Source organism: Streptococcus sp. 5905, from assembly GCF_013276505.1.
Taxonomy (GTDB): Bacteria; Bacillota; Bacilli; order Lactobacillales; family Streptococcaceae; genus Streptococcus.
The window spans coordinates 412,789-438,687 of sequence record NZ_VMLC01000001.1 but is presented as its reverse complement, the minus strand read 5'-3'; the positions used below and the strand labels follow the sequence as shown (position 1 = coordinate 438,687).

Genomic DNA, 25,899 nt, shown 5'->3' with positions numbered 1-25,899 from the left:
GAAAAAAGCCATCCGAAGATGACTTTCTTTTTAAATCGCGTTCTTATCAAGACCAAGTTTACGTTGAACAAACTTAACGATTTCTACGATAAGAATCATTGAGAAGCTGCCAGCCATAACAATTCCCCACTGTGATAAGTCTAGTTTGGTTACGTGGAAGATACCTTCAAGTGGTTCTACGACGATGGTTGCCATAAGAAGAATGAAGGATACCAAGATAGACCAGTTGAAGGTCTTAGACTTGAATGGTCCAACTGTCAAGATGGATTGGTAAACAGACTTAACGTTGTAGGCATGGAAGAGCTGAATCAAACCGAGTGTTGCAAAGGCCATGGTAAGAGCATCTGCGTGAATGGCTTGGTTGTCTCCTACATGGACCGGATAGGCAAGAGCAAGACCATAAACGGTCAAGACGAGTGCCCCTTGGAGTACACCTTGATAGATGATAGAACTCAAGACCCCACCTGAGAAGAAGCTTGACTTACGTCCACGTGGTTTGTGGGTCATAACACCAGGTTCAGCTGGTTCAACACCAAGAGCGATAGCTGGGAAGGTATCGGTTACCAAGTTGATCCACAAAAGATGAACTGGTTGCAAAACGTCCCATCCAAAGAGGGTCGCTAGGAAGATGGTTAATACTTCAGCAGTATTTGCAGAAAGCAGGTACTGGATGGTCTTTTGAATGTTTGAGAAGACCTTACGTCCTTCTTCAACTGCGACGATAATGGTCGCAAAGTTATCATCCGCAAGAATCATGTCAGATGCACCCTTAGAAACCTCTGTACCAGTGATCCCCATACCGATACCGATATCAGCTGTTTTCAGAGCTGGCGCATCATTGACACCGTCACCTGTCATGGCAACGACCTTACCTTGGTTTTGCCAAGCTTTCACGATACGAACCTTGTGTTCTGGAGATACACGCGCATAAACAGAGTATTGACCAACGACTTTTTCAAATTCTTCATCTGAAAGTTCGTTGAGCTCAGCACCAGTCAAGACATGGTCTTCTGAGTCATTTTCATCGATGATTCCCAAACGTTTAGCAATGGCTTCCGCTGTGTCTTGGTGGTCACCAGTGATCATAATTGGACGGATTCCTGCTTCCTTAGCGACACGAACCGCTTCTGCTGCTTCGGCACGTTCAGGGTCAATCATCCCAATCAAACCAGTAAAAATCAAGCTGTTTTCCAGTTCTTCAGAAGTCAAGTTTTCTGGAATGCTATCAATAATCTTATAAGCACCTGCAAGAACACGCAAGGCTTGGTGAGCCATTTCAGAGTTGTTTGTGTGAATTAAGTCATTGACTTGATTATCAATCGGAGCGACATCTCCAGCTTTATCACGAGAAACACAACGTTTCAAGAGTTGGTCAGGAGCTCCCTTGACTGCCACTAGGAATTTTCCATCTGGCAATGGATGAACTGTTGACATGAGTTTACGATCCGAGTCAAATGGCAATTCAGCTACTCGAGGATATTTCTCTAAAAATCCTTTAACATCATAGCCCTTGTCCAAGGCATACTGGATGAAGGCTGTTTCGGTTGGATCCCCGATTAGGTTTCCTTCTGCATCAATCTTAGTATCATTAGCCAAAACAACTGAACGAAGAAGAGGCATGTCAAGACCAAGTTCAATGTCATCAGCTGAATCATGTAGAACTGCATCATAGAAGACTTTTTCGACGGTCATCTTGTTCATAGTAAGTGTACCAGTCTTATCAGAAGCGATGATCTCAGTTGAACCAAGTGTTTCTACTGCTGGCAACTTACGAACGATAGAGTTTCGTTTTGCCAAAACTTGAGTACCAAGGGCAAGAACGATGGTCACGATAGCAGGAAGGCCTTCTGGGATGGCTGCAACAGCAAGCGCAACAGAGGTCATCAACTCACCGAGTGGATCTTTGCCCTGAATGAAGACTCCAACTACAAAAGTAACAAGGGCAATGACCAAAATTGCATAGGTCAAGACCTTAGAAAGGTTGTTCAAATTTTGTTTGAGTGGTGTATCCGTCTCATCCGCATCTTGGAGCATGCCAGCGATATGACCAACTTCAGTGTACATACCTGTATTGACAACAACACCAAGACCACGACCATAAGTCACGTTTGAGTTTTGGAAGGCCATATTGACACGGTCACCAATACCAGCATCGGTAGCGAGTTCTACAGTCAAATCTTTTTCAACTGGAACAGACTCACCTGTCAATGCTGCTTCTTCGATTTTAAGAGAGTTGGCTTCTAGCAAACGTAGGTCTGCTGGTACTACGTCACCTGCTTCAAGAGCAACGATATCACCTGGCACCAATTCTTTGGAATCAATCTCAGCCATATGCCCATCACGGATAACGCGAGCAGCTGGACTAGACATCGACTTGAGGGCTTCGATAGCTTCTTCTGCTTTTCCTTCTTGGTAAACACCGAAGGCTGCGTTGATGATAACAACAGCTAGGATAATGATGGCATCTGCGATATCTTCCCCACCAGAAGTTATGACAGACAAGATGGCTGCAGCCACCAAAATAATAATCATCAAATCCTTAAACTGTTCGATGAATTTAACCAAGAGAGATTTTTTCTCACCCTCTTCCAGTTCATTGCGCCCATATTCAGCTAGGCGTTTCTGCGCTTCGCTTGACGAAAGGCCTTGCTCAGTTGCTTCAACCGACTTCAAGACCTCTTCAGGACTTTGAGTATAAAACGCTTGGCGTTTTTGTTCTTTTGACATGTGTCTCCTCCTTGACTTTGTGTGCAAAACAATGTCTCTTTTGGTTTTATGACAAACAAAAAGAGACCTGTTAATCATAACAAGTCTCGCTGTTTAAGATAGCGCCGGAAAGAATACTTTGCAGTATAAAATTCGGAATGACGACACTATCACAGGTTTCTGCCAGCTACTCCCTTGAGTAGTACTATTATATCAAAATTTGAACAATTTTCAAGAATTAAAATCCGATGAAGGAGGACTAAATTTGAATTTTCCCGCAAAAACCAGTATAATGAAAGAATATTATTTATACTGAAAAGGAAGCCCGATGAACCAATCCATGTCAAATCTCAAATTGGCAGAACGTGGAGCCATTATCAGCATTTCGACCTACCTCCTCTTGTCTGCGGCAAAGTTAGCGACTGGCCACCTCCTACATTCTTCCAGTTTGGTAGCGGATGGTTTCAACAACGTATCAGATATTATCGGAAATGTTGCTCTTCTGATCGGTATTCGGATGGCTCGCCAGCCCGCAGACCGTGACCATCGTTTCGGTCACTGGAAGATTGAAGATTTGGCTAGTTTGATTACTTCCATCATCATGTTCTACGTTGGCTTTGATGTTCTTCGGGATACCATTCAAAAAATTCTCAGTCGGGAACAGACGGTTATTGACCCTCTGGGTGCAAGTCTAGGAGTCTTATCAGCGGCAGTCATGTTCGCCGTTTATCTCTATAATACTCGTCTCAGTAAGAAATCCAAATCCAAGGCTCTCAAAGCGGCGGCAAAAGACAATCTTTCCGATGCTGTCACTTCGCTGGGGACTTCCATTGCCATCCTAGCCAGCAGTTTCAATTATCCAATCGTGGATAAACTGGTTGCTATCATCATCACTTTCTTTATCTTAAAGACAGCCTATGATATCTTTATCGAGTCTTCCTTCAGTCTTTCAGATGGTTTTGACGACCGTCTGCTGGAAGATTATCAAAAGGCCATCATGGAGATTCCAAAGATTAGTAAGGTTAAGTCCCAAAGAGGGCGTACCTACGGTAGCAATATCTACCTTGATATCACGCTGGAGATGAATCCTGATCTATCAGTCTATGAAAGTCACGAAATTGCAGATCAGGTTGAGTCTATGCTAGAAGAACGATTTGGAGTATTTGATACTGATGTCCATATCGAACCTGCTCCTATACCTGAAGACGAAATTTTGGACAATGTCTATAAAAAACTACTCATGCGCGAGCAATTGATTGACCAGGGGAATCAGCTAGAAGAACTCCTTGCTGAGGACTTTCTCTATATCCGTCAAGATGGAGAGCAGATGGACAAGGGCGCCTACAAAGTTGCAAAAGAACCATCTACTACAATCAAGGATATTCAAATTACTTCTATTAGTCAAAAAACCAAGCTCATTTGCTATGAGTTAGATGGTATCGTCCATACCAGTATCTGGCGTCGCCACGAAACCTGGCAAAATATCTTTCATCAAGAAACCAAAAAAGAAGAATAGAGAAATCCTGTCCATGAGACGGGATTTCTCTATTCTTCTAGCTATCAAAATCACTTAAATATTCATAGCGTTCGTATTTTTCAAGAAGTTCTTCGTTTTTTTCATCGAGCTCTTTCTGAAGTGTTGCAAGTTTACCAAAATCAGAGCCATTTGCCTGCATCTCCTCTTCAATAGTAGCGATACGATTTTCCAAGTCTTCAATATCGCCTTCAATGCTTGCCCACTCCTGCTTTTCTTGGTAGGTCATCCGTTTCTTTTCTTCACGGACTTTGACAACCTTTTCCTTGTCAGCCTTTTGAACTTGACTGGTCGCTTCTGCTTCAAAGGCTTTTTCATCCAGATAGTCAGTGTAATGACCAAAGAATGGACGAATATTCCCATCCTCAAAGGCAAGAATCTTGGTCGCTACCTTATCAAGGAAATAGCGATCGTGGCTGACTGTTAAAACAGGACCCGCAAAGCCCTGCAAGAAATTCTCCAAAACTGTCAAAGTCGCAATATCCAAATCATTGGTCGGCTCGTCCAAAAGAAGAACATTTGGTTTTTCCAAGAGCAATTTGAGAAGATAAAGGCGTTTTTTCTCTCCGCCTGACAATTTCTCAATCAAGGTTCCATGCGTCGAACGTGGGAAGAGGAACTGCTCTAGCAACTCAGCGATGGAAGTCGTAGAACCACCACTGGTCTTGACCTCTTCTGCCACTTCCTGCAGGTAATTGATAACGCGCTTGCTCTCGTCTAAGCCTTCGATTTGTTGAGAGAAATAGGCGATGCGAACCGTCTCACCAATGATAACTTGACCTTCAGTCGGCTCAAGACTTCCTGCAATGAGATTGAGAAGAGTTGACTTCCCAACACCATTGTCCCCAACGATTCCAATGCGGTCTTTGGCCTGCACCAAGAGGTTGAAATCTTGTAAAATGGGCTTGTTCTCATAAGCGAAGGAAACATCCTTAAACTCGATGACTTTTTTCCCAATCCGACTGGTTTCAAAGTTCATGGTCAAGTCTGTCTCAGCAACGCCGCCTGAAACTTCCTTTTTCAAGTCGTGGAAACGATTGATACGGGCTTGTTGCTTGGTCGCACGCGCCTGCGGTTGTCTGCGCATCCAGGTCAGTTCTTGCTTATAAAGTTGTTCTTTTTTGTGGAGAAGGGCAGCGTCACGCTCATCTTGTTCAGCCTTAAGGCGAACATAGTCCTGATAATTTCCCTGATACTCGGTCAAGCCTGCTCGGTCCAACTCGAAAATCCGCGTTGATAGTGCATCTAGGAAATAACGATCGTGGGTGATAAAGAGAACTGTCTTCTTAGAATTTTTCAAAAAGAGGGTCAGCCACTCAATGGTCGCAATATCCAAATGGTTAGTCGGCTCGTCCAGAAGCAAGAGGTCGTGGTTTCCTAGGAGAACTTGCGCCAACTGAACCCGTCTTCTTAGACCACCTGACAATTCACCAACTGGAGTCGATAAGTCCTGAATACCCAGCTTGCTGAGGACCGTCTTGACCTGGCTTTCAATTTCCCAGGCTTGGAGAGAATCCATCTCTGCCATGACCCGTTCCAAACGAGCCTGCTTGTCCTCACTGTAGTTGAGCATGATTAACTCATACTCACGAATCAACTGGATTTCCTTGAGGTCGCTGGAGAGAACCGTATCCAAGACCGTCCTGTTATCATCAAAATCAGGATCCTGTGTCAAATAGGCAATCTTGTAGTCATTCTTAGCTGAAAAGGGACTAACATCGCCATCAAAACCAGAAACACCTGATAGAACATCTAAAAGGGTGGTCTTACCCGTTCCGTTGACACCAATCAGACTGATTCTATCTAAATCATGGATGATAAAAGAAACATCCTTAAAAACGGTCTTGTCACCAACGGATTTGCTTAGTTTTTCAACGATAAAATCACTCATTTTTTCTCCCTCAGATAAGCATGGATTGCTTGACGATCATTTTCCAACTCTCCATCGACAATGGCATACTCAATCTCTGTTAAAATCTCTCCCAAATCTGGACCAGGCTGGTAACCGTATTCCTTGATTAAAATACCACCGTTAATCTGGATTTCTTTCTTATCGTGAATGGTCAAACTCTGGTAGGTTTCTGTGATAGCTTGCGGATTGACTTCTTTTCCTTGGGCCTGACGAAGACTTTCAGCTTGTAGAAGGGAATCCAAATCAAAGTGGTAACAATCGCGCTTGCTCAATTCTCCCTTCTCACGAAGCATCAAAATGCTCAGCAAATCCTGAACCTGCTTGGCAAATTGACGTGAGGTCTTCCAATCTTTTAAAAATGGCTGTGCATCTCTAATCTCCAAAGCCCACAAGAGAGCTGCCCAGGCTTGTTCGGAAGATTCAAAAGTGAAATCACTCTCCAAATCAAACAGTCTGTTGAGCTTGTCCTGGCTTCCTGCCATATCTGGAAGATAGTCATAAGCTCGACTCTCAATCATGGAAGACAGACCAACTCGCCAAAAAGGTGCCAGCAAGAGTTTATCAAATTCAACAAAGGTACGTTCCACAGAAATCTTCTCCAAGAGCGGAGTCAAGGATTTCATCGCTTCAAATGTTTCTCGCTCAAGTTCAAAACCAAGACTGGCCTGAAAACGAAAACCACGCATAATGCGCAAAGCATCCTCGTTAAAACGCTCACTAGCCACTCCAACTGCTCGCAAGACTTGATTTTTCAAATCTTCTAAACCATGGAACAAATCAATAATTTCGCCTGTTTCGTCCAAGGCAAAGGCATTAACTGTGAAATCACGTCGCTTGAGATCTTCTTCTAGCGAACGTACAAAGGAAACCGCACTGGGTCTGCGATAGTCTACATAGACATCTTCTGTCCGAAAGGTTGTTACTTCATACTCCTCGTCACCATCTAAAACCAAGACGGTTCCATGCTCGATTCCGATATCGGCTGTTCGCGGAAAAATCTGCTTAGTCTCTTCCGGATAGGAAGAGGTCGCAATATCCACGTCATGGATGGGACGATTGAGGAGGGCATCTCTGACGGAACCCCCAACAAAATAGGCTTCAAAACCTGCTTCTTTAATTTTTTCTAATACTGGTAAAGCCTTCTGAAATTCAGAAGGCATTTGTGTTAATCTCATAATAAGTGTTCTAATCCATAGACAAGCTCATGACGCTTGACAACTTCTTTGATTCCCAAATTCACCCCTGTCATGAAGGAGCTGCGATCATAGGAGTCATGACGAAGGGTCAATCCTTCTCCCTGATTGCCGAAGATAATTTCCTGATGAGCTACCAAGCCTGGTAGACGAACTGAATGGATGCGCATGCCATCAAAATTAGCACCACGAGCTCCTGCAATGAGTTCTTCCTCATCGGGCGCACCTTGCTGGATAGACTCCCGAACTTCTGCCATCAACTCAGCTGTTTTAATGGCTGTTCCACTCGGAGCATCCTTTTTCTTGTCATGATGAAGCTCGATAATCTCCACATTTGGGAAATATTTGGCAGCCTGCCTTGCAAATTGCATGAGCAAGACAGCACCCAAGGCAAAGTTAGGGGCAATCAAGCCACCCAAATCTTTCTCACGGGAAAATTCTTTTAATTCTGTAATTTCTTCACTAGTGAAGCCTGTTGTTCCTACGACAGGAGCAAAGCCGTTTTCAAGAGCAAAGCGTGTATTTTCGTAGGCAACAGCTGGTGTTGTAAAGTCTACCCAGACATGAGCTTCAAAACCAGCCAAGGCAGCCTTATCATTGAATACAGGAACCCCCTGCCATTCTGATTCAAACTCAAAAGGATCCAACACTGCCACCAAGTCCAAGTCAGGATCAGCCAAGACCATCTGACAAGCGGCCTGACCCATCTTTCCCTTAAACCCAGCAATAATCACTCGAATACTCATCTCTACTCCTATTCAAGATACAAAGCCTGCAAGAACACAAAGTGAAAATAGGAGGTCTGATCAAGGAGTGTCTACTCCTTGGAAGAACTATCTTTTTCACACAGTGTTCCAGGCATGTTCAATTATCAAGATACAAAGGACGTTAGCTGCCCATGAAAAATAGGGAATGGCGCTGACTTTCCACGAAAGGCAAGACAGGCATCTTTTTTCAAGAGGCAGGTAGTCCGTGTTCAATTTCTAAGATACAAATCCTGCCAGAACAATCTAGACAACTGGCGTATAGCTCAAGGCGATGCTACCTTCTCCAAGGTGGGTCCCAATGACACTACCAAAGGTTTCAATTGGAATTTCAGCAGTCACACCACTCTCCATCAAAAGCTGGCGCAAATCTGCCGCCTTTTGAGGAGCGTTACCATGAATGACTGTAATACGGTAATCCCCATCTTTTGTCAACTCTTTGATGATTTCCACCAAACGTTTAGTTGCCTTCTTTTCCGTACGAACTTTTTCGTAAACTTCAATTACACCTTGGTCATTAAAGTAAAGAATGGGCTTGATACTGAGAAGGTTCCCCAAAACAGCCGCACCATTTGACAGACGACCTCCCTTAACCAAGTGATCGAGGTCATCTACTATGATAAAGGCTGAGTTATCAGCAATTTGAAGAGCTAATTTTTCCTGAATCTGAGCAAAATCGTCGCCTTGTTCTGCCCATTCAAAGGCACTTTCCACCATAAATCCTAGAGGAGAGCTTGTGATATGGGTATCAGGAAAAGCAATGGTCAAACCATCATACTCGTCTACCATGTATTGGATATTCTGATAAAAACCTGAGATTCCTGACGAAAGAAAGAGTCCCAGGACATGGGTATACCCCTCATCTTTCAAGGAACTTAGAATCTCATACAATTTGGCAATACTTGGCTGACTAGTCTTAGGCAATTCTGCAGACTGAGCCATTTTTTGATAAAATTCCTCAGCAGTCAGATTGACACCTTCTACATACTCCTCTCCATCAATATTAACAGGAATATCCAAGACAAATAGATTCTCTCTTTGCTGCGTCTTCTCCTCTAAATAGGCTGAAGAATCTGTAATGACAGCTAATTTCATGACTAAAACTCCAAATTGATCCCTGGAAGATCCAAGGCGATTTCTGTTACTTCATACGTCAAACGGTTGAGCATGTTCAAGCATGGACGTGCCAAGTTTTCAACTTCTTCTTGGTTAAATTCGCTTGGTTCGTTGACAATACGACCTTCCACATGGTTAACTTGAGAAATTGTTCCGCTGATGACAAATTTGTCAAAGACAATCATGAAACTCAAGATAACGACTAGCGAAGTTACTTGGTTTTCTTGGTCATGTTGGAGCAACTGAAAGTTCACATCTACCTTAGTTTCAGGGGTTCCATTTTCATTTTCCCATTCAAAGTTACGAGCATCAAAGTGATACTGGCTAACAAATTCTTGTTCTCGTTTAAGATTCATTTTTCTCTCCCATTGCTACAATTTACTATGCAATTGTACCACATTTTTATCTTTTCATCTAGTTTTCTAGGCTTTAGTCAATACCGATTTCAGCTCGAACTACATCCGCAATCGTATCTACATAGTAGTTCACTTCTTCTGTTGTAGGTGCCTCTGCCATGACACGCAAGAGGGGTTCTGTTCCACTCGGGCGGACAAGGATACGGCCGTTCCCTGCCATCTCTTCTTCCATCTTTTCGATAATTGTCTTGATGGCTGGTACTTCCATGGCTTTTTCTTTCATGGCATTTTCCACTCGGATATTAACCAGTTTTTGTGGGTAAATCGTCACTTCTGATGCTAGTTGAGACAAGCTCTTGCCTGTTTCTTTCATGATTTTAGTCAATTGAACAGCTGATAATTGACCATCACCTGTTGTATTATAATCCATTAAGATAACGTGACCAGACTGTTCACCACCAAGATTGTAGCCTGATTTTCTCATTTCTTCGACGACATAGCGGTCACCAACTGCAGTGACTGCCTTATTAATGCCTACGCTGTCCAAGGCCTTATGGAAACCAAGGTTAGACATAACGGTTGTTACGATAGTATTTTGGGCTAACTGGCCTTTTTCAGAAAGGTATTTCCCGATGATATACATGATCTTATCACCATCAACGATGTCGCCATTTTCATCAACAGCAATCAAACGGTCACTGTCTCCGTCAAAGGCCAAACCGATAGCTGACCCACTTTCTTTGACCACTCCTTGAAGGGCTTCTGGGTGTGTAGAACCCACATTCAAGTTGATATTAAGACCATCTGGTGTCTCACCGATAACTGTCAACTGAGCACCAAGATCAGCGAAAATCTGACGGGCACTTGTAGACGCTGCACCGTTTGCTGTGTCCAAGGCCACTTTCATTCCCTCAAGAGGAGCTCCAGTTGAAACAAGGTAGCCTTCATACTTACGTAAACCTTCTGGATAGTCCACTAAGGTTCCCAAGCCTTCGGCACTTGGACGAGGAAGGGTGTCTTCTGTAGCATCCAGCAAGGCTTCTATTTCTGCTTCTTTTTCATCATCAAGTTTGAAGCCATCCCCACCAAAGAATTTAATTCCATTATCAAGGGCTGGGTTGTGGCTAGCGGAAATCATGACACCTGCACTTGCTCCCTCAGTTTTGACCAAGTATGCTACTGCTGGTGTTGCAAGGACACCGAGTTTGTAGACGTGAATCCCTACAGAGAGGAGACCTGCCACCAAGGCAGATTCTAACATTTCTCCTGATATACGTGTATCACGTCCTACAAAGACTTTAGGGGCTTCTGTTTCGTGTTGGCTAAGAACATATCCACCAAAACGTCCCAGTTTAAAGGCCAATTCTGGCGTCAGTTCTACGTTTGCTTCTCCACGGACTCCATCGGTCCCAAAATATTTACCCATTTTATTTATCATCCTTTTCTATTATTTATTATTGTTTAGACGAATCTGATTTCGTTTCTGAACTCGTTGAAGACGAACTTCCCTCTGAGGAACTTGTTGACGAGTTACTCGAACTAGACGCTGCTGTTTTTGTTGTAATTTTCATAGTCGTATCAAATGGCATAATGACACTTGGCAAAACATTTCCATTTTTATCAACTGCTTGTAGTGGAACAGAGGCCGAGTAGTTACCTGTTATCCGTTCACTTGTAGGCAAGATGGCAATGACACGATCTACTCTAGAGAGAGTCTCTTCATCACTAATAACCGTTACTCTTTCATCTGACACAGTAACTGTATCGATTTTCACACGAGAATCAATCTGGCTAGGATCAATCTCCGGCACAACGATTACATTGTCTCGTTTTGCTTTTTTACCGACCTTCACTGTTATCTTTTGTGGTGTCGCAACAGCGGTCAAACCACTTGGTAGATTTTCTATGTTTAGAGGAACTTCTATTGTTCCAACACCAGCATTTGTCAAGTCAGCTGTCACCTTGAATTTGCGCGTACTTTCCTGCATTTCGCTTGCCAAAGCAACTCGATTGGAACCTGTCAAGAAAACCGTTACTTCTGACGTGAAGCCACTAATAAAGTACTGTTCACTGTCATAGTGGATATCAATTGGTACATTGAGTACTGTATTAGTATAGGTTTCCGTCCGCACCTGTCTGGCACTATTATTATTCTGATAGTTTGTAGAAGTCGCATAGATAAAGAGAATGCAGGCGAAAAAGAAGGAAGAAATGATGTATAGACTATTTTTTCTCATGTTTCAATCCTCCTAGCAAGCGCTCTTTCAGACCATGTTTTTCCTCTGATGTTGGAAGCAGGATTCTTCTCAATTCAGATTCAAACTCTTCCAAGGTCAAATCGTGCTTAAAGACTCCATTATAGGTGATTGAGATTCCACCTGTTTCCTCCGAAACCACAAAGGTAAGAGCATCTGATACTTCCGACAAACCAATCGCCGCCCTGTGGCGTGTTCCAAACTCTTTGGAAATCTCTGTATTTTCAGTTAGTGGCAGATAGGCTGAAGTGACGGCAATTCGATCTTCTCGGATAATGACCGCTCCGTCGTGTAAGGGAGTGTTGGGAATAAAAATATTGATGAGCAATTCAGCTGAAATCTTGGCATCTAGAGGAATCCCCGTCGAGATGTATTCCTGCAAGGTTCTCACACGCTGAACTGCTACAAGCGCCCCAATCTTACGCGGACTCATGTATTCGACTGATTTGACAAAGGCACGAATCATCTGCTCCTCTGCACTAATCGGAGCATTGGAAAAGAAATCCGTTGCCCGGCCCAACCGCTCTAGACCCGTCCGAATCTCTGGTGAAAAGATGACCACCGCTGCAATGACTCCGTAGGTGATGATCTGATTGATCAACCAAGAAATGGTCGTTAAACCAATCATATTGGACAGAATTTGAGCTAGAATGAAGACCAAAACTCCCCGCACCAAGATCATGATTTTAGTACCTGCAATGGCCTTTGTAAAATGATACAAAATATAAGTCACAATCAGAATATCAATCAGATTGATGACGATACTCCAAGGGCTTGAAAACAAACTCGTCCAGTATTGCAAGTTGGAAAATTGCTGAAAATTCATCCCTAGTTCCCTCCCTATCAAAACACGTTCCGTTCTATTATACCATTTTCTAACAATTTTTTCCCTATCCCACTTCATTTTAATTTGATTAAAAATATGATAAAATAAACTGACTAGAAAAAACGAAGGAGAAATCATGTCTCAACTCTATGATATTACCATTGTAGGTGGCGGTCCCGTCGGCCTCTTTGCTGCCTTTTACGCCCACCTACGCCAAGCCAAAGTCCAAATCATCGACTCCCTTCCCCAGCTCGGTGGTCAACCAGCCATCCTCTACCCTGAAAAGCAAATCCTTGACGTGCCAGGTTTTCCAAACTTAACTGGAGAGGAGCTTACCAATCGCTTGATTGAGCAGCTAAACGGCTTTGAAACACCTGTTCACCTCAACGAAACCGTTCTTGAGATTGAAAAACAAGATGAAGGATTTACCATCACCACCAACAAAGGAAGCCACCTGACTAAAACAGTCATCATTGCTATGGGTGGTGGCGCCTTTAAACCACGACCGCTTGAATTAGAGGGGGTTGAGAACTATGAAAACATCCACTACCACGTTTCCAACATTCAGCAATATGCTGGCAAGAAAGTAACCATTCTCGGTGGTGGGGACTCAGCAGTGGACTGGGCTCTGGCTTTTGAAAAAATTGCCCCAACTACCCTTGTTCACCGCAGAGATAATTTCCGCGCCTTAGAACACAGTGTACAAGCCTTGCAAGAATCATCTGTGACCATCAAGACACCGTTCATTCCTAACCAACTTCTTGGAGATGGAAAGACCCTTGACAAACTAGAAATCACAAAAGTCAAATCAGATGAAACTGAAACTATTGATGTAGACCACCTCTTTGTCAACTATGGTTTCAAATCATCTGTCGGCAATCTTAAAAATTGGGGTCTGGACCTCAACCGTCACAAAATTATCGTCAATAGCAAGCAAGAATCCAGTCAAGCAGGTATCTACGCCATTGGGGACTGCTGCTACTATGAAGGTAAGATTGATTTGATCGCTACAGGACTGGGTGAAGCTCCAACAGCTGTTAACAATGCCATTAACTACATTGACCCAGAACAAAAAGTTCAACCCAAACACTCGACCAGTTTATAAGAAAAGAACCACGGATAGAATAATCCGTGGTTTTATAGCTCATCTGCGATCTTGTTTATTTTTCTGAGTCTGTGATTGACACCACTTTTGGTCAAGGGATTACTCAGACTATCTGCCAACTGCTGGATAGAGTAGTCTGGATGCTGAATCCGCAACCGTGCCACCTCTTGCAAATCCACGGGTAAATTTTCCAAACCCATTCTATCTTTGATTTTACTGATATTGTTGATAGTTTTCATGCTGGCAGAAACCGTTCGAGCGATATTAGCTGTCTCGGCATTATTAGCTCGATTGAGATCATTACGGGTTTCACGCAAAATCTTGACGCGCTCAAAATTATCACGCGCCTGCATGGCCCCAATCACGATCAAAAAATCCATGATGTCTTCTGCACGCTGGAGATAGGTAACTGCACCTTTCTTGCGCTCAATGACCTTGGCATCCAGCAAAAACTGCTGGAGGAGAGAAGCCAATCCTTGGGCATGGTCTAGATAAACGGAACTAATCTCCAACTGGTACTTACCAGACTCCGGATCTCGGATGCTACCATTTGCCAGAAAGGCCCCACATAAGTATGCACGTCCAGCTTCTTCATCTGCTAAAATATCAGGATTGATGCCTGTCTCCAAACCAAAGAAGGAATCCGCAAGCCGCAAATCAGCTAAAAGTTCCTGCACTCTCTCATCAGTATAGACCGTATAGACACGGTTCTTACGAAGATTGCTTCTCTGATGGTGACGAATCTCTGACTTGATATCATAAAAATGGAGAAAGGACTCATAAAGGTGCCGAGCCAACTTGGCATTTTCGGTCACGACGGACAAGGTCAGGCCTGAAGTCGAGAGACCGATACTGCCAGACATCTTGATAATTGCCGACAGCTCATGACGACTGAGATGATGTTGACCAAGAATTTCCTCTTTTACTGCAACTGTAAAACTCATTTTCTCACCTGTATAATCCGCATCAATTCGTCTACAATCAAATCGCCATCATGGAAGGCTCCTCCATTTTCCAAACGAAGGAAGTTGGATGAAATCACACGAGGAACCTGCTTGCAAAGACCAGCAAAATCATGCTCTACCTGAACCAAATACTCATCAAATCGGTTGGTATCCATGTATTCTCTAGGAACCTTCTCGATATTCACCAGAACCGTATCAATGAAGGGACGCCCTAGATGACGGTGGAGAACTTCCACGTGGTCACTGTCTGAAAAGTGCTCTGTTTCCCCACGCTGGGTCATGATATTGCAGACATAGGCTATCTCCGCCTTGGTCTCTAAGAGAGCCTGCCCAATCTCCTCAATAACAATATTGGGCAAAATCGATGTAAAGAGGGAACCAGGCCCCAAGACGATCATATCACTCTCGAGAATGGTATTGACTACTCGACGGCTGGCTTGGGGTGTTTCATCATCCAAGGTATTGGTCACATAGACATGGTCAATCATGCCTGGATGATCTGCAATGTGGCTCTCACCTGCCACCTCAGAACCGTCTTTAAAGACTGCATGCAGTGTCAAAGGCTGATCGCTTGAGGGGTAGATCTTTCCTGTTGTGTGAAAGAACTTACTGAGTAATTGCATAGCATTGTAGGTAGACCCTTGCATTTCAGAGAGCCCTGCTATGATGATATTCCCCAGTGGATGGCCCGCAAAAGCACCAGCCTCTTCAGAGAAACGGTACTGAAAAACCTTCTCGTAAAATTTAGGCATATCCGACATGGCTACCAGAACATTGCGAAGATCACCTGGTGGTGTCAGCTGTTGGATATTCTTTCTTAGTTCACCAGAAGAGCCACCATCATCAGCTACCGTTACGATAGCTGCGATATCAACATCCTTTTCTCGCAAGCTTTTCAAAATGACGGGGATACCAGTTCCTCCACCAATTACCGTTATCTTTGGTTTTCTCATGAACGGTTTACCGTTTCCTTTCTTCTGTCTTTGTCACGATGGCTTTCATTGACAGGCCAGTTTTTAGCAAGGTCCTCAGCGATTCGTTTTGCAAAAGCAACACTACGGTGTTGTCCACCTGTACATCCTACTGCAATGGTTAAAACAGACTTTCCTTCTTTTTTGTAACTTGGCAAAATGGGCTCAATCAAGGCGAGTAAGTGCTGATAAAAACTTTCAGACTCTTCATGATTCATCACATAGTCATAAACTGCTTGATCCTCACCTGTCTGATTACGGAGTTCAGGGAGGTAGTATGGATTTGGCAAGAAACGGACATCAAAAACCAAGTCTGCATCAATAGGGATACCATACTTGAATCCAAAAGACATGACTTCTATACGGAAAGACTGAGCTTGTTCTTGGTCTGAAAATTGCTCAGCAATGGTTTTACGAAGTTCACGCGGAGTGAGTTCTGTTGTATCCACTACATTTTGACTCATATTTTTCAAAGGTGCTAAGAGTTCACGTTCCAGCTTGATGCCATCTAAAATTCGACCATCTGCTGCTAGAGGGTGACTTCTTCTAGTTTCCTTATAGCGTGCCACCAATTCCTTATCTGCTGCATCTAAAAAGAGGATTTTGAAGTCCAAATCATCTTGGTTTTCCAATTCATCCAAAACTGCCTGAATCTCTGAGAAGAAAGAACGGCTCCGCATATCCACCACTAGGGCTAACTTATGGTCATCATCCTTGGTCTCTACCAACTGCAAAAACTTTGGCAAGAGGGCTGGTGGCATATTGTCAATAGTGAAATATCCCAAATCCTCGAAGGACTGAATGGCTACCGTTTTCCCTGCGCCACTCATCCCTGTCACAATTACCAGGTGAAGTTGTTTCTTTGTCATCTATCTCTCCTTATATCAAAAAAAGTTTGGCAGAGCCAAACTTCAACTAGCTTATCCAATCTCTGCGATTACTTCAATTTCGACTTTTACATCACGAGGAAGACGTGCAACCTCTACAGCTGAACGAGCTGGAAATTCCTCTTTAAAGGCCGTTTGGTAAACCTCGTTAAAAGGAACAAAGTCATTCATATCGCTCAAGAAGCAAGTTGTTTTGACAACATGGTCAAAGTCTGTTCCTGCTTCAGCCAAAATAGCACCGATATTTTTCAAGACTTGTTCTGTCTGTTCTTGTATAGTTTCTCCTACAATTTCCCCAGTTTCAGGCGATAGGGGAACTTGACCGCTAGCAAACAAAAGATTGCCAACGATTTTTCCTTGAACATAAGGTCCGATTGCTTTTGGAGCTTTGTCTGTATGAATTGTTTTTGCCATTTCTTTCTCTCACAATTTTTCTAATATTGCATCCCAAGCCTGATCCATCCCTGCCTTGCTGACAGATGAAAAGAGGATGAAGTCGTCACTTGGGTCAAAGTTTAATTTCTTTTTGATTGCTGATTCGTGCTTGTTCCACTTACCACGAGGAATCTTGTCTGCCTTGGTCGCAACGATGATAACTGGAATCTCATAATACTTGAGAAATTCGTACATCTGCACATCATCTGCTGACGGGTCGTGGCGGAGATCCACCAAACTGACGACGGCACGGAGATTTTCCCGAGTGGTCAAATACTCCTCAATCATGCGCCCCCATTTTTCACGTTCCTTTTTAGAAACGCGGGCATAGCCATAACCTGGTACATCCACAAAACGCATCTTGTCATCAATGTTGAAGAAGTTGAGTAACTGGGTCTTCCCAGGTTTCCCTGATGTACGGGCAAGATTCTTGCGGTTGAGCATGGTGTTGATAAAGCTAGATTTACCGACATTTGAACGCCCTGCAAGGGCAATCTCTGGCAGGTCATCCTGCGGATAGTGGGACTTGTTTGCCGCACTGAGCAGGATTTCAGCATTGTGTGTATTAAGTTCCATAGTCACCTCTAGGCTGTTTCTAGAATGGGTTTTTCCGTTCCATCGACAGCTTCTTTTGTGATGCGGACCAATTTCACATTTTCTTGACTTGGCACTTCAAACATAACATCTAGCATGGTTTCTTCGATGATTGAGCGAAGACCACGCGCACCAGTTTTGCGTTCAATAGCCTTATTGGCGATTTCCTGAAGAGCTTCGTCGTCAAATTCCAACTCAACATCATCATAAGAAAGCAAGGTTTGGTATTGTTTGACCAAGGCATTTCTTGGCTCTTTCAAGATGCGAACCAAGTCATCGACCGTCAATTGCTCAAGAGCTGCAAAGACAGGTAAGCGTCCAATCAACTCAGGGATAATACCGAATTTTTGAATGTCTTCTGCGATGATTTCTTGCATGTAAGAGCTGTTTTCGTCAATCGCTTTGTTGTTTTGTCCAAAGCCGATGACTTTTTCTCCCAGACGTTGTTTAACGATTTCTTCGATGCCATCAAAAGCACCACCTACGATGAAGAGGATATTCTTGGTATCCACCTGAATCATCTCTTGTTGTGGATGTTTGCGTCCACCTTGAGGTGGCACGCTAGCAACAGTTCCCTCGATAATCTTGAGAAGGGCTTGTTGCACTCCTTCACCCGAAACGTCACGTGTGATAGACACGTTCTCGCTCTTCTTGGCAATCTTGTCAATTTCATCCACGTAGATAATCCCACGCTCTGCACGTTCGATGTTAAAGTCAGCAGCCTGCAAGAGTTTGAGGAGGATGTTTTCAACGTCCTCACCCACATACCCCGCCTCAGTCAGAGCTGTCGCATCTGCAATAGCGAAAGGCACGTTCAAGCTCTTTGCCAAAGTCTGAGCCAAGAAAGTTTTCCCTGAACCAGTTGGGCCAATCATCAGGATATTTGACTTTTGCAAATCCACATCTTCTGACTCTTCACGCGTATCGTGGAAATTGATGCGTTTATAGTGATTGTATACAGCCACTGCCAAGGCACGTTTGGCACGATCTTGACCAATCACATAGTGATTTAGGATATTGAGGAGTTCGATTGGTTTTGGTACTTCAGACAAGTCTGCCAAGACTTCCTCGGCCAACTCCTCCCGAATGATTTCCTGGGCCAACTCCACACATTCATTACAGATAAAGGCGTTGTTCCCAGCGATTATTTTCTTTACTTCTTCTTGGCTCTTGCCACAAAATGAGCAATAAACCATCATATCATTTTTCCTATTTGTAGGCATGATTTCCTTCCATTCTAATTTATCATTCTATCTAAAATAAGGTCATATAAAAAGCGTGGACACTGTTGACCAGATTGGTAAAAGCATTCAACCAGAGTAAGGCAGACAGTCCATAGCGCTTCTTACGAAAAGCCTGTGCTCCAGTCAAAATACAGATCACACACAAAAAAGCTGTAAAAAATCCAAATATACTGCGCTCCATTAGACTTCCTTTCTATCTCGGTATTCGATTGTAAAATCATAGTCGTTTTTCTCATCTCGGGTGTAAGATTTGCTTGCAACTGTCTCAAAATGAGACAAATCAAACTCCTCAGGGAAATAGGTATCTCCCTCCACCTGAGCATGAATCTGTGTCACGATGATTTCATCTAAATAAGGCTCAAAAGCCTGAAAAATCTGTTTTCCGCCAAGGATATAGAGATTTTTTTCCTGACTCTGATACCACGCTAAAACAGACTCCACATTTTGAAATACGAGCGCCCCATCTATGACTTCTTCGCTATTGCGCGTTAAAATCAGGGTTTGCCGTTTTGGAAGCAGACGACGTCCCATACCATCAAAGGTCACTCGTCCCATCAGTATAGCATGATTTAAAGTTGTTTCCTTAAAATGTTGCAACTCTGCTGGCAAATGCCATGGGAGACGATTTTCCTTTCCAATCACCCCTTTTTCATCTTGGGCCCAAATGGCTATGATTTTCTTTGTCATGCTTCCGTCCTTTTTATTGATATTACTATTTTATCAAAATTCTCCCAAAAAGACTGTTTTGAAACGCGCGCAAAAGAGAGAAAAGGAGCAGGCTTCATTTAGCCTGCTCCTCTCGTCCCTAGGACATATATTTTTTTGCTTCAAATTCAATTTTTTCGACCACTTCTTGGATACTTAGTCCAGTTGTGTCAAGGTAAACTGCATCCTCAGCCTGCTTGAGAGGCGAGGTTTCACGATGACTGTCCTTGTAGTCACGTGCAGCAATCTCTTCTTTCAGCGTTTCCAAGTCAGTCTCAATCCCTTTGGCAATATTTTCCTTGTAACGACGCTCTGCTCTTTCTTCAACAGAAGCCACTAGGAAAATCTTGAGTTCAGCTTGTGGTAAAACAACTGTCCCGATATCACGCCCATCCATGACAATACCACCTTGCTGAGCAATCTCTTGCTGGAGCGAAACCAGTTTCTCACGCACCTCAGGAATGGCAGCAATGCTTGAAACCTTGTTGGTCACTTCATTTTCACGGATCGGATGAGTAATATCAACATCCCCTACAAAGACAAGTTGCTCACCTGTTTCTGAACGACCAAAACTAATAGGGTGTTGGTTAAGAAGCTCAAGAAGTTGGTCTACATTTCCTGCATCCAACTGGTGCTTGAGTGCTATGTAAGTCGCAGCACGATACATGGCACCTGTGTCAAGATAAGTGTAACCAAAATCCTTAGCAATAATCTTTGCGACCGTACTCTTACCACTGGAAGCAGGACCATCAATAGCAATTTGAATTGTCTTCATTTCCGACTCCTATCTTGTCTTAATCACATCACCAGGGTTAGCAAACCAGGTTCCTGATGACATATGAGAAGGATTCAGAGCTTCTAGCTGGGCAATGGAAATCCCTGCACGCTGAGCGAGAGCTGCTTCTCCTTCTCCAGGTTGCACAGTAAGCGTTCCTTCTCCATCTGTGTGTTCTTCAGAACTACTTTCTGAAGGAGTTGATTCTTTCGTTTCTTGAGCTTTACTAGTAGAGGAAGAAGACTCTTCCACTTTAGAGGTTGACGATGGAGCTGAAGAATCATAAAAATCCTTCAAGGCTGCCGTGCGGTTACTTCCTCCAGTAGAAAGGTAAATCAATATGACAACCATCGCTACAACGATTACAAAGAAGAGGCTAGCTAGAATGGTCAAGACACGATTGGCAACAACACCTTTTCCTTTTTGTTTACGGCGACGACGCTCTGATCTTGATTCTTCTTCTCTGTTGTCATAAATATCTTCTTGCCACGGTTCTTTTTCCATACCTTACTCCTTGTATTTTTTAAACTTTCTTATTACAATATAAATATGAAACTCACACTTATACCTGAACGGTGCATCGCCTGTGGGCTTTGCCAGACCTACTCTGAACTCTTTGATTACCATGATAATGGAATCGTTCGCTTTTATGATGATCCTGATGAACTGCAAAGAGAAATCGCTGAGACCAGCGATGTTCTGGAGGCTATCAAACAGTGCCCTACACGTGCACTTCTCAAAGATCCATCATAGTTTAAAAGGGAGATTGATTTTGTAGATTCTTTTTATCACTTTAATCCCTTCATCTACTAGTTTAGCATATTTCAAGGTAAAATTATAGTCTTTTCCGGTTATTTTTTCCTTCAAAAATAGAAAGATCACTTTTTTCTTTGACGAGATAGAGTGGTCTTTTTTTGGTTTCCATATAGATCTTACTGATATATTTTCCCAAAATCCCAATGGTCAGGAGTTGAATCCCCCCAAGAAAGAGAATGACAGCCATCAGAGAGGTCCAGCCAGATGTCGGATTCCCCAAGATAAGAGTCCGAAAAACCACAAAAACAGTCATCATAAAAGAAATAAAACAAGATAGAAGTCCCGCTACAAAGGCTATAATCAAGGGAAAATCTGAAAAATTGAGAACCCCTTCAATTGAGTAGAAAAAGAGCTGTCTAAAACTCCAACTGGTCTTGCCAGCCTGTCTTTCGACATTTGGATAGTCGAGATAGTGCGTTCGAAAACCCACCCAGGCAAAGAGTCCTTTAGAAAAACGATTGGATTCGGTCAGTGTTAAAATAGCATCTACCACAGACCGTCTCATCATGCGAAAATCACGGACACCTGAGGGCAGAGCCACTGGACTGATTTTTTGCATGAGGCGGTAAAAGATGTCAGCACAAAAACTGCGAAAGAAGGGTTCTCCCTCCCGACTAGTTCTCCGTGTCCCAACACAGTCCAAGTCTGCATTTTGGTCTAGTAAGGCTTTCATCTCAATTAGCATACTAGGAGGATCCTGGAGGTCTGCATCCATCACGACCACCAAGTCTCCAGTTGCATGCTGCAAGCCTGCATACAGAGCTGCTTCTTTCCCAAAATTTCGTGAGAAAGAAATATAATGTACCGCAGGATTTTGCACCCGATAGGCCTTCAAAAGCTCCAAAGTGCCATCGCTTGAACCATCATCCACAAAGACATACTCGATCTCTGCCCCCAATTCTGGAAGGAGTGCTTCAACAGACTGATAAAAAAGAGGAAGTACTTCCTCTTCGTTTAGACATGGGACAATGATTGAAATCATCATCTTAGTCTTCAAATCCATTTGGATGCTTGCTTTGCCAACGCCATGCGTCTTCACACATTTGAGTAATATCGAGTTCTGCTTCCCATCCAAGTTCGGCTTTGGCTTTTGCTGGGTCTGAGTAGCAGGCAGCGATATCACCTGGGCGACGTTCTACGATGCGGTAAGGAATAGGACGTCCCACCGCTTTTTCCATGTTTTGGATAATTTCAAGAACAGAGTAACCTTTGCCTGTTCCAAGGTTATAAATATTAAGACCTGAACCTTTTTGGAGTTTTTTAAGAGCTGCAACGTGACCTTTGGCTAGGTCTACAACGTGGATATAGTCACGAACCCCGGTTCCATCTTCAGTATCGTAATCATCTCCAAATACTTGCACTTGCTCTAGTTTGCCAACTGCTACTTGTGAAACATAAGGCAAGAGATTGTTTGGAATTCCGTTAGGATTTTCTCCCAAGTCTCCACTTTCATGCGCTCCGATTGGATTAAAGTAACGAAGCAAGACCACATTCCATTCTGAGTCTGCCTTGTAGATATCCGTCAAAATTTCCTCTAGCATGAGCTTAGTACGACCGTAAGGATTGGTCACTGAAAGTGGGAAATCTTCCAAGATTGGAACAGTGTGAGGATCTCCGTAAACTGTCGCCGAAGAACTGAAGATGATGTTCTTACAATTATTTTCTTCCATAGCTTTCAAAAGGCTGACAGTTCCTGCGATATTGTTATCATAGTAGGCAAGAGGGATACGGGTTGATTCGCCAACAGCCTTCAAACCAGCAAAGTGAATCACACCAGTCGGTTCTTCCTGCTTGAAAATATCTCTGAGTGTATCTGTGTCACGGATATCTGCCTCATAAAAAGGAATCTCAACTCCTGTGATTCTTTCAACGACTTCTATACTTTTACGGTTGCTGTTGACAAGATTATCCACCACAACAACCTGATGACCTGCTTGGATCAACTCAATCACAGTGTGGGTTCCGATAAAACCAGCACCGCCCGTTACCAAAATCTTTTCTTGCATCTTTTTTCCTCGATTCTCGGATTATTTTTTTCTTATTTTATCATTTTTGATAGGGAATGTCATTTGCCATCCTAAACTACCTGCTAAAATTTCAGTAAAATTTTATTCACTTTTTACCCGTTTGACATAGTTTTCAATTGGGTAGTTTACTGGATCCAAGGTCAATTCCTTGTCTTGGACCAGCTGGGCTAGATGGTAACCGATGATCGGACCCGTTGTGAGGCCTGATGAACCAAGTCCACTAGCCGCATAGACACCTGCTAAACCAGGTACCTGTCCAAAGAAAGGTGAGAAATCACGAGTATAGGCACGGATTCCTACACGCTCACCTGATGATTTTGCTTCTGCCAAGGCTGGATAGTGAGGCAAGGCTGCTTCTTCCATTTGTTGGAGCAAGCTTTCATCCACTGTCAAGTCAAATCCCATGTCATTTTCATGGGTAGCGCCTAAGGACAATTTCCCGCCTGCAAAAGGTATCAAATCCCACTCTCCTTCAGGCATGACAACAGGGTAGGATTCCATGTCTTGAGAAATCTGATAGTCTCGGAGTTGCCCCTTTTGAGGACGAACATCTACCTCATATCCTAAAGGCTCCAAAATGTCCTTCAACCAAGCTCCAGTAGCCAAAATAACCTGATCAAATACCTCTTCACCAATCTGATATCCTGATGATAAAGGTGTCAGACTCACTTTTTCTTTGACCAGCTTAACCTGACTGGTTTCTAGCAAACGAGTCACTAAGAGCTGGCCATCCACCCGTGCCCCACCAGAAGCATAGAGCAGGTGGTCAAATCCCTGCAAGCTAGGGAATAATTCATTTGCAGACGCTTGAGCTAGAATGGCTAACTGGCCTATTAAAGGAGATTCTTCCCTGCGTTTCAAAGCTAGTTCATAGAGTTCTTCCAACTTGGATTCATCCTTTTTCAAGAGAAAAACTCCCGAACGCTGGTAAAAGTCAATTTCCTGACCAGACTTTTCTAAATCACCCAACAAATCTACATAAAAGTCAGCTCCCAAGCGCGCCATCTTATACCAAGCTTTATTGCGGCGTTTTGAAAACCAAGGACTGATAATTCCTGCTGCTGCCTTGGTTGCCTGACCTTGACCATGGTCAAAAACAGTTATCTCTAGGTCGCTTTCTTTCGCGAGGTAGTAGGCAGCTGTTGCCCCCACAATCCCTGCTCCAATAATGGCAACTTTTTTCATTGTCTTCACCTTCTAACTAGATATGGTGGAAAGGATTGGTCGATGCCTGACTAGGCAAGATATCAATTGTCCAGCCACATTCTGCTTTCCATTGAGTAAGGAGTGATGCGATTTTTTCCACAAAAAGCACTTCGATATAATGTCCAGGATCCAGTGCCAGCAGGCCATCAGACAGCAAATCCTGAGCAGTGTGGTAGTAGATATCGCCAGTGATGTAGACATCTGCCCCCTTTGCCAAAGCATCCTTATAGAAAGACTGACCACTGCCACCACAGATGGCTACTCTTGAAATAGGCTTCTGCAAATCACTCTCTTGATAATGCACCATTCGAAGGCTATCTAGGTCAAAGACTTGCTTGACATGACTGGCAAATTCTCCAAATGTCTGAGGCTGAATGGTTCCAATACGTCCAATTCCACGTTCTGGACCTGTTTCCTGCAGATAGGTCGTTTGCTCAATACCTAGCATCTGGCAGAACCAATCATTTAGCCCGTTCTCAACAATATCAATATTGGTATGGCTGACATAAACTGCAATGTCATGCTTAATCAAATCAATGTAAATCTGATTTTGCGGACGACTAGCTACCAAGTCCTTGATAGGACGGAAAATCGGCGCGTGCTTGACGATAATCAGGTCCACACCCTTTTCAATGGCCTCTGCCACCGTCTCTTCACGAATATCGAGGGCAACCATGACTCTTTGAATATCCTTGTCCAAAGTGCCGATTTGCAGGCCACGACTGTCTCCCTCCATAGAAAATTCCTGAGGGCAGAAGCCTTCATACGCGTTAATAACTTCACTTGCTAGCATGGAGCACCTCCTTGATGGCTTGAATTTTATCTACTAGAACTTGACGTTCCTCCAGATTTTTTTCTGGGATTTGACTGAGGGCAAATTCTAACTTAGTAGCTTCTTTTTGCCATTTTTGGACAAAAACTGGACTGACTTCTTTGGACAAGAAAGGTCCAAAGCGAACATCACTGGCTGATAGCTTCATTTGTCCTGCTTCCACCACCAAAATCTCATAAAACTTACCAGCTTCTTCTAGAATGCTTTCATCCACAATTTGGAAACCGTGGTCTTGCAACCAGATACGCAAGTCGTCTTCACGATTATTGGGCTGAAGGATTAAACGCTCTACATTAGCAAGTTTTTCCAAGCCTTCTTCTAATATGGTAGCAATCAAACGGCCTCCCATACCAGCAATGGTGATAACAGAGACTTGGTCTACCTCCTCAAATGCTGCCAAGCCATTGGCTAAACGAACTTGGATTTTCTCCTTTAGACCGTGACTTTCAACATTTTTGACCGCAGACTGGTAGGGACCTTCCACCACTTCCCCTGCAATGGCGCTTTTGATCTGTCCCCTTTCAACCAAGTCAATCGGCAGATAAGCATGGTCACTCCCCACATCTAGTAAAATGGACCCTTGGGGAACAAAGGACGCCACCAATTCTAATCTCTTCGAAATCATCTTCTCTCACTTTCCAAAAATCTGTTTGCTTTATTATACCATATTTCCTT

At 43.4% G+C, this 25,899-nt stretch carries 27 protein-coding genes; 3 read left to right on the top strand and 24 right to left on the bottom strand.

Going from position 1 to position 25,899, the window contains the following annotated elements:
- Window positions 1-30: 30 nt before the first annotated feature.
- Window positions 31-2,727 (bottom strand): cation-translocating P-type ATPase, encoded by a 2,697-nt coding sequence (locus HT680_RS02095; protein ID WP_173257880.1) that lies wholly within the window; start codon window positions 2,725-2,727, stop codon window positions 31-33.
- Between the two features lie 307 nt (window positions 2,728-3,034).
- Between HT680_RS02095 and HT680_RS02090 the strand changes: the two genes are divergently transcribed.
- Complete coding sequence (locus HT680_RS02090; RefSeq protein WP_173257878.1) at window positions 3,035-4,222, top strand: cation diffusion facilitator family transporter; 1,188 nt, start codon at window positions 3,035-3,037, stop codon at window positions 4,220-4,222.
- A gap of 37 nt (window positions 4,223-4,259) precedes the next feature.
- Here HT680_RS02090 and HT680_RS02085 read toward each other — a convergent pair whose 3' ends face one another.
- From HT680_RS02085 to cdaA, 8 genes are all read right to left on the bottom strand, one after another.
- Window positions 4,260-6,131 (bottom strand): ABC-F family ATP-binding cassette domain-containing protein, encoded by a 1,872-nt coding sequence (locus HT680_RS02085; protein ID WP_173257876.1) that lies wholly within the window; start codon window positions 6,129-6,131, stop codon window positions 4,260-4,262.
- Window positions 6,128-7,327, bottom strand: coding sequence for a CCA tRNA nucleotidyltransferase (locus HT680_RS02080; protein WP_173257874.1), 1,200 nt, complete (start codon window positions 7,325-7,327; stop codon window positions 6,128-6,130). Before HT680_RS02080 ends, HT680_RS02085 begins: the two co-directional genes overlap by 4 nt.
- Complete coding sequence (gene dapB / locus HT680_RS02075; RefSeq protein ID WP_173257872.1) at window positions 7,324-8,091, bottom strand: 4-hydroxy-tetrahydrodipicolinate reductase; 768 nt, start codon at window positions 8,089-8,091, stop codon at window positions 7,324-7,326. Before dapB ends, HT680_RS02080 begins: the two co-directional genes overlap by 4 nt.
- Window positions 8,092-8,355: 264 nt before the next feature.
- Window positions 8,356-9,204 (bottom strand): DegV family protein, encoded by an 849-nt coding sequence (locus HT680_RS02070; protein ID WP_173257869.1) that lies wholly within the window; start codon window positions 9,202-9,204, stop codon window positions 8,356-8,358.
- A 2-nt stretch (window positions 9,205-9,206) separates the two neighbouring features.
- Window positions 9,207-9,581, bottom strand: a complete 375-nt coding sequence (locus HT680_RS02065) for a DUF1149 family protein (RefSeq protein ID WP_173257867.1) — start codon at window positions 9,579-9,581, stop codon at window positions 9,207-9,209.
- Between the two features lie 73 nt (window positions 9,582-9,654).
- Window positions 9,655-11,007: a phosphoglucosamine mutase gene (gene glmM, locus HT680_RS02060; protein WP_173257865.1), complete on the bottom strand. Its 1,353-nt coding sequence runs from the start codon at window positions 11,005-11,007 to the stop codon at window positions 9,655-9,657.
- A gap of 28 nt (window positions 11,008-11,035) precedes the next feature.
- On the bottom strand, window positions 11,036-11,818 hold the full coding sequence (locus HT680_RS02055; RefSeq protein ID WP_173257863.1) for a CdaR family protein: 783 nt from the start codon (window positions 11,816-11,818) through the stop codon (window positions 11,036-11,038).
- Window positions 11,805-12,662 carry a diadenylate cyclase CdaA gene (gene cdaA, locus HT680_RS02050; RefSeq protein WP_132973843.1) on the bottom strand — a complete coding sequence of 286 codons (858 nt, stop codon included), beginning with the start codon at window positions 12,660-12,662 and terminating at the stop codon, window positions 11,805-11,807. The genes HT680_RS02055 and cdaA overlap by 14 nt, the downstream gene beginning before the upstream one ends.
- Window positions 12,663-12,798: 136 nt before the next feature.
- Between cdaA and HT680_RS02045 the strand changes: the two genes are divergently transcribed.
- Window positions 12,799-13,767, top strand: coding sequence for an NAD(P)/FAD-dependent oxidoreductase (locus HT680_RS02045; protein WP_173257861.1), 969 nt, complete (start codon window positions 12,799-12,801; stop codon window positions 13,765-13,767).
- A gap of 32 nt (window positions 13,768-13,799) precedes the next feature.
- Here HT680_RS02045 and whiA read toward each other — a convergent pair whose 3' ends face one another.
- The 10 genes from whiA to HT680_RS01995 all read right to left on the bottom strand — a co-directional run bounded on the left by whiA (window position 13,800) and on the right by HT680_RS01995 (window position 20,847).
- On the bottom strand, window positions 13,800-14,711 hold the full coding sequence (whiA, locus tag HT680_RS02040; RefSeq protein WP_173257858.1) for a DNA-binding protein WhiA: 912 nt from the start codon (window positions 14,709-14,711) through the stop codon (window positions 13,800-13,802).
- Window positions 14,708-15,685, bottom strand: coding sequence for a YvcK family protein (locus HT680_RS02035; protein WP_001231058.1), 978 nt, complete (start codon window positions 15,683-15,685; stop codon window positions 14,708-14,710). The genes whiA and HT680_RS02035 overlap by 4 nt, the downstream gene beginning before the upstream one ends.
- Window positions 15,682-16,572 (bottom strand): RNase adapter RapZ, encoded by an 891-nt coding sequence (gene rapZ / locus HT680_RS02030; protein WP_000163039.1) that lies wholly within the window; start codon window positions 16,570-16,572, stop codon window positions 15,682-15,684. The genes HT680_RS02035 and rapZ overlap by 4 nt, the downstream gene beginning before the upstream one ends.
- A 51-nt stretch (window positions 16,573-16,623) precedes the next feature.
- Window positions 16,624-17,004 carry a RidA family protein gene (locus HT680_RS02025; RefSeq protein WP_001140420.1) on the bottom strand — a complete coding sequence of 127 codons (381 nt, stop codon included), beginning with the start codon at window positions 17,002-17,004 and terminating at the stop codon, window positions 16,624-16,626.
- A 9-nt stretch (window positions 17,005-17,013) separates the two neighbouring features.
- Window positions 17,014-17,601, bottom strand: a complete 588-nt coding sequence (gene yihA, locus HT680_RS02020; RefSeq protein ID WP_000422595.1) for a ribosome biogenesis GTP-binding protein YihA/YsxC — start codon at window positions 17,599-17,601, stop codon at window positions 17,014-17,016.
- An 8-nt stretch (window positions 17,602-17,609) separates the two neighbouring features.
- Window positions 17,610-18,842 carry an ATP-dependent Clp protease ATP-binding subunit ClpX gene (gene clpX, locus HT680_RS02015; RefSeq protein ID WP_002874765.1) on the bottom strand — a complete coding sequence of 411 codons (1,233 nt, stop codon included), beginning with the start codon at window positions 18,840-18,842 and terminating at the stop codon, window positions 17,610-17,612.
- A gap of 31 nt (window positions 18,843-18,873) precedes the next feature.
- Window positions 18,874-19,044, bottom strand: a complete 171-nt coding sequence (locus tag HT680_RS02010) for a hypothetical protein (RefSeq protein WP_000442252.1) — start codon at window positions 19,042-19,044, stop codon at window positions 18,874-18,876.
- Window positions 19,044-19,550, bottom strand: a complete 507-nt coding sequence (locus HT680_RS02005; RefSeq protein ID WP_173257856.1) for a dihydrofolate reductase — start codon at window positions 19,548-19,550, stop codon at window positions 19,044-19,046. The genes HT680_RS02010 and HT680_RS02005 overlap by 1 nt, the downstream gene beginning before the upstream one ends.
- A 118-nt stretch (window positions 19,551-19,668) precedes the next feature.
- Window positions 19,669-20,343 (bottom strand): (d)CMP kinase, encoded by a 675-nt coding sequence (gene cmk / locus HT680_RS02000; RefSeq protein ID WP_173257853.1) that lies wholly within the window; start codon window positions 20,341-20,343, stop codon window positions 19,669-19,671.
- A gap of 9 nt (window positions 20,344-20,352) precedes the next feature.
- The gene (locus HT680_RS01995; RefSeq protein ID WP_173257852.1) at window positions 20,353-20,847 is read right to left on the bottom strand and encodes an SAG1386/EF1546 family surface-associated protein; all 495 of its coding nucleotides are present in this window, start codon (window positions 20,845-20,847) and stop codon (window positions 20,353-20,355) included.
- A gap of 45 nt (window positions 20,848-20,892) precedes the next feature.
- Here HT680_RS01995 and HT680_RS01990 point away from each other — a divergent pair, with 45 nt between their 5' ends.
- Window positions 20,893-21,096 carry a ferredoxin gene (locus HT680_RS01990; protein ID WP_080566872.1) on the top strand — a complete coding sequence of 68 codons (204 nt, stop codon included), beginning with the start codon at window positions 20,893-20,895 and terminating at the stop codon, window positions 21,094-21,096.
- An 82-nt stretch (window positions 21,097-21,178) separates the two neighbouring features.
- On the opposite strand, the gene HT680_RS01985 is transcribed toward HT680_RS01990, so the two are convergent.
- From HT680_RS01985 to HT680_RS01965, 5 genes are all read right to left on the bottom strand, one after another.
- Window positions 21,179-22,144: a glycosyltransferase family 2 protein gene (locus HT680_RS01985; protein ID WP_173257850.1), complete on the bottom strand. Its 966-nt coding sequence runs from the start codon at window positions 22,142-22,144 to the stop codon at window positions 21,179-21,181.
- A gap of 1 nt (window position 22,145) precedes the next feature.
- Window positions 22,146-23,165: a UDP-glucose 4-epimerase GalE gene (galE, locus tag HT680_RS01980; RefSeq protein WP_173257848.1), complete on the bottom strand. Its 1,020-nt coding sequence runs from the start codon at window positions 23,163-23,165 to the stop codon at window positions 22,146-22,148.
- Between the two features lie 102 nt (window positions 23,166-23,267).
- Window positions 23,268-24,371 carry an FAD-dependent oxidoreductase gene (locus HT680_RS01975; protein WP_173257846.1) on the bottom strand — a complete coding sequence of 368 codons (1,104 nt, stop codon included), beginning with the start codon at window positions 24,369-24,371 and terminating at the stop codon, window positions 23,268-23,270.
- A gap of 16 nt (window positions 24,372-24,387) precedes the next feature.
- Window positions 24,388-25,185 carry a Nif3-like dinuclear metal center hexameric protein gene (locus HT680_RS01970; protein WP_173257844.1) on the bottom strand — a complete coding sequence of 266 codons (798 nt, stop codon included), beginning with the start codon at window positions 25,183-25,185 and terminating at the stop codon, window positions 24,388-24,390.
- The gene (locus HT680_RS01965) at window positions 25,172-25,849 is read right to left on the bottom strand and encodes a tRNA (adenine(22)-N(1))-methyltransferase TrmK (protein ID WP_173257841.1); all 678 of its coding nucleotides are present in this window, start codon (window positions 25,847-25,849) and stop codon (window positions 25,172-25,174) included. Before HT680_RS01965 ends, HT680_RS01970 begins: the two co-directional genes overlap by 14 nt.
- Window positions 25,850-25,899: the final 50 nt, after the last annotated feature.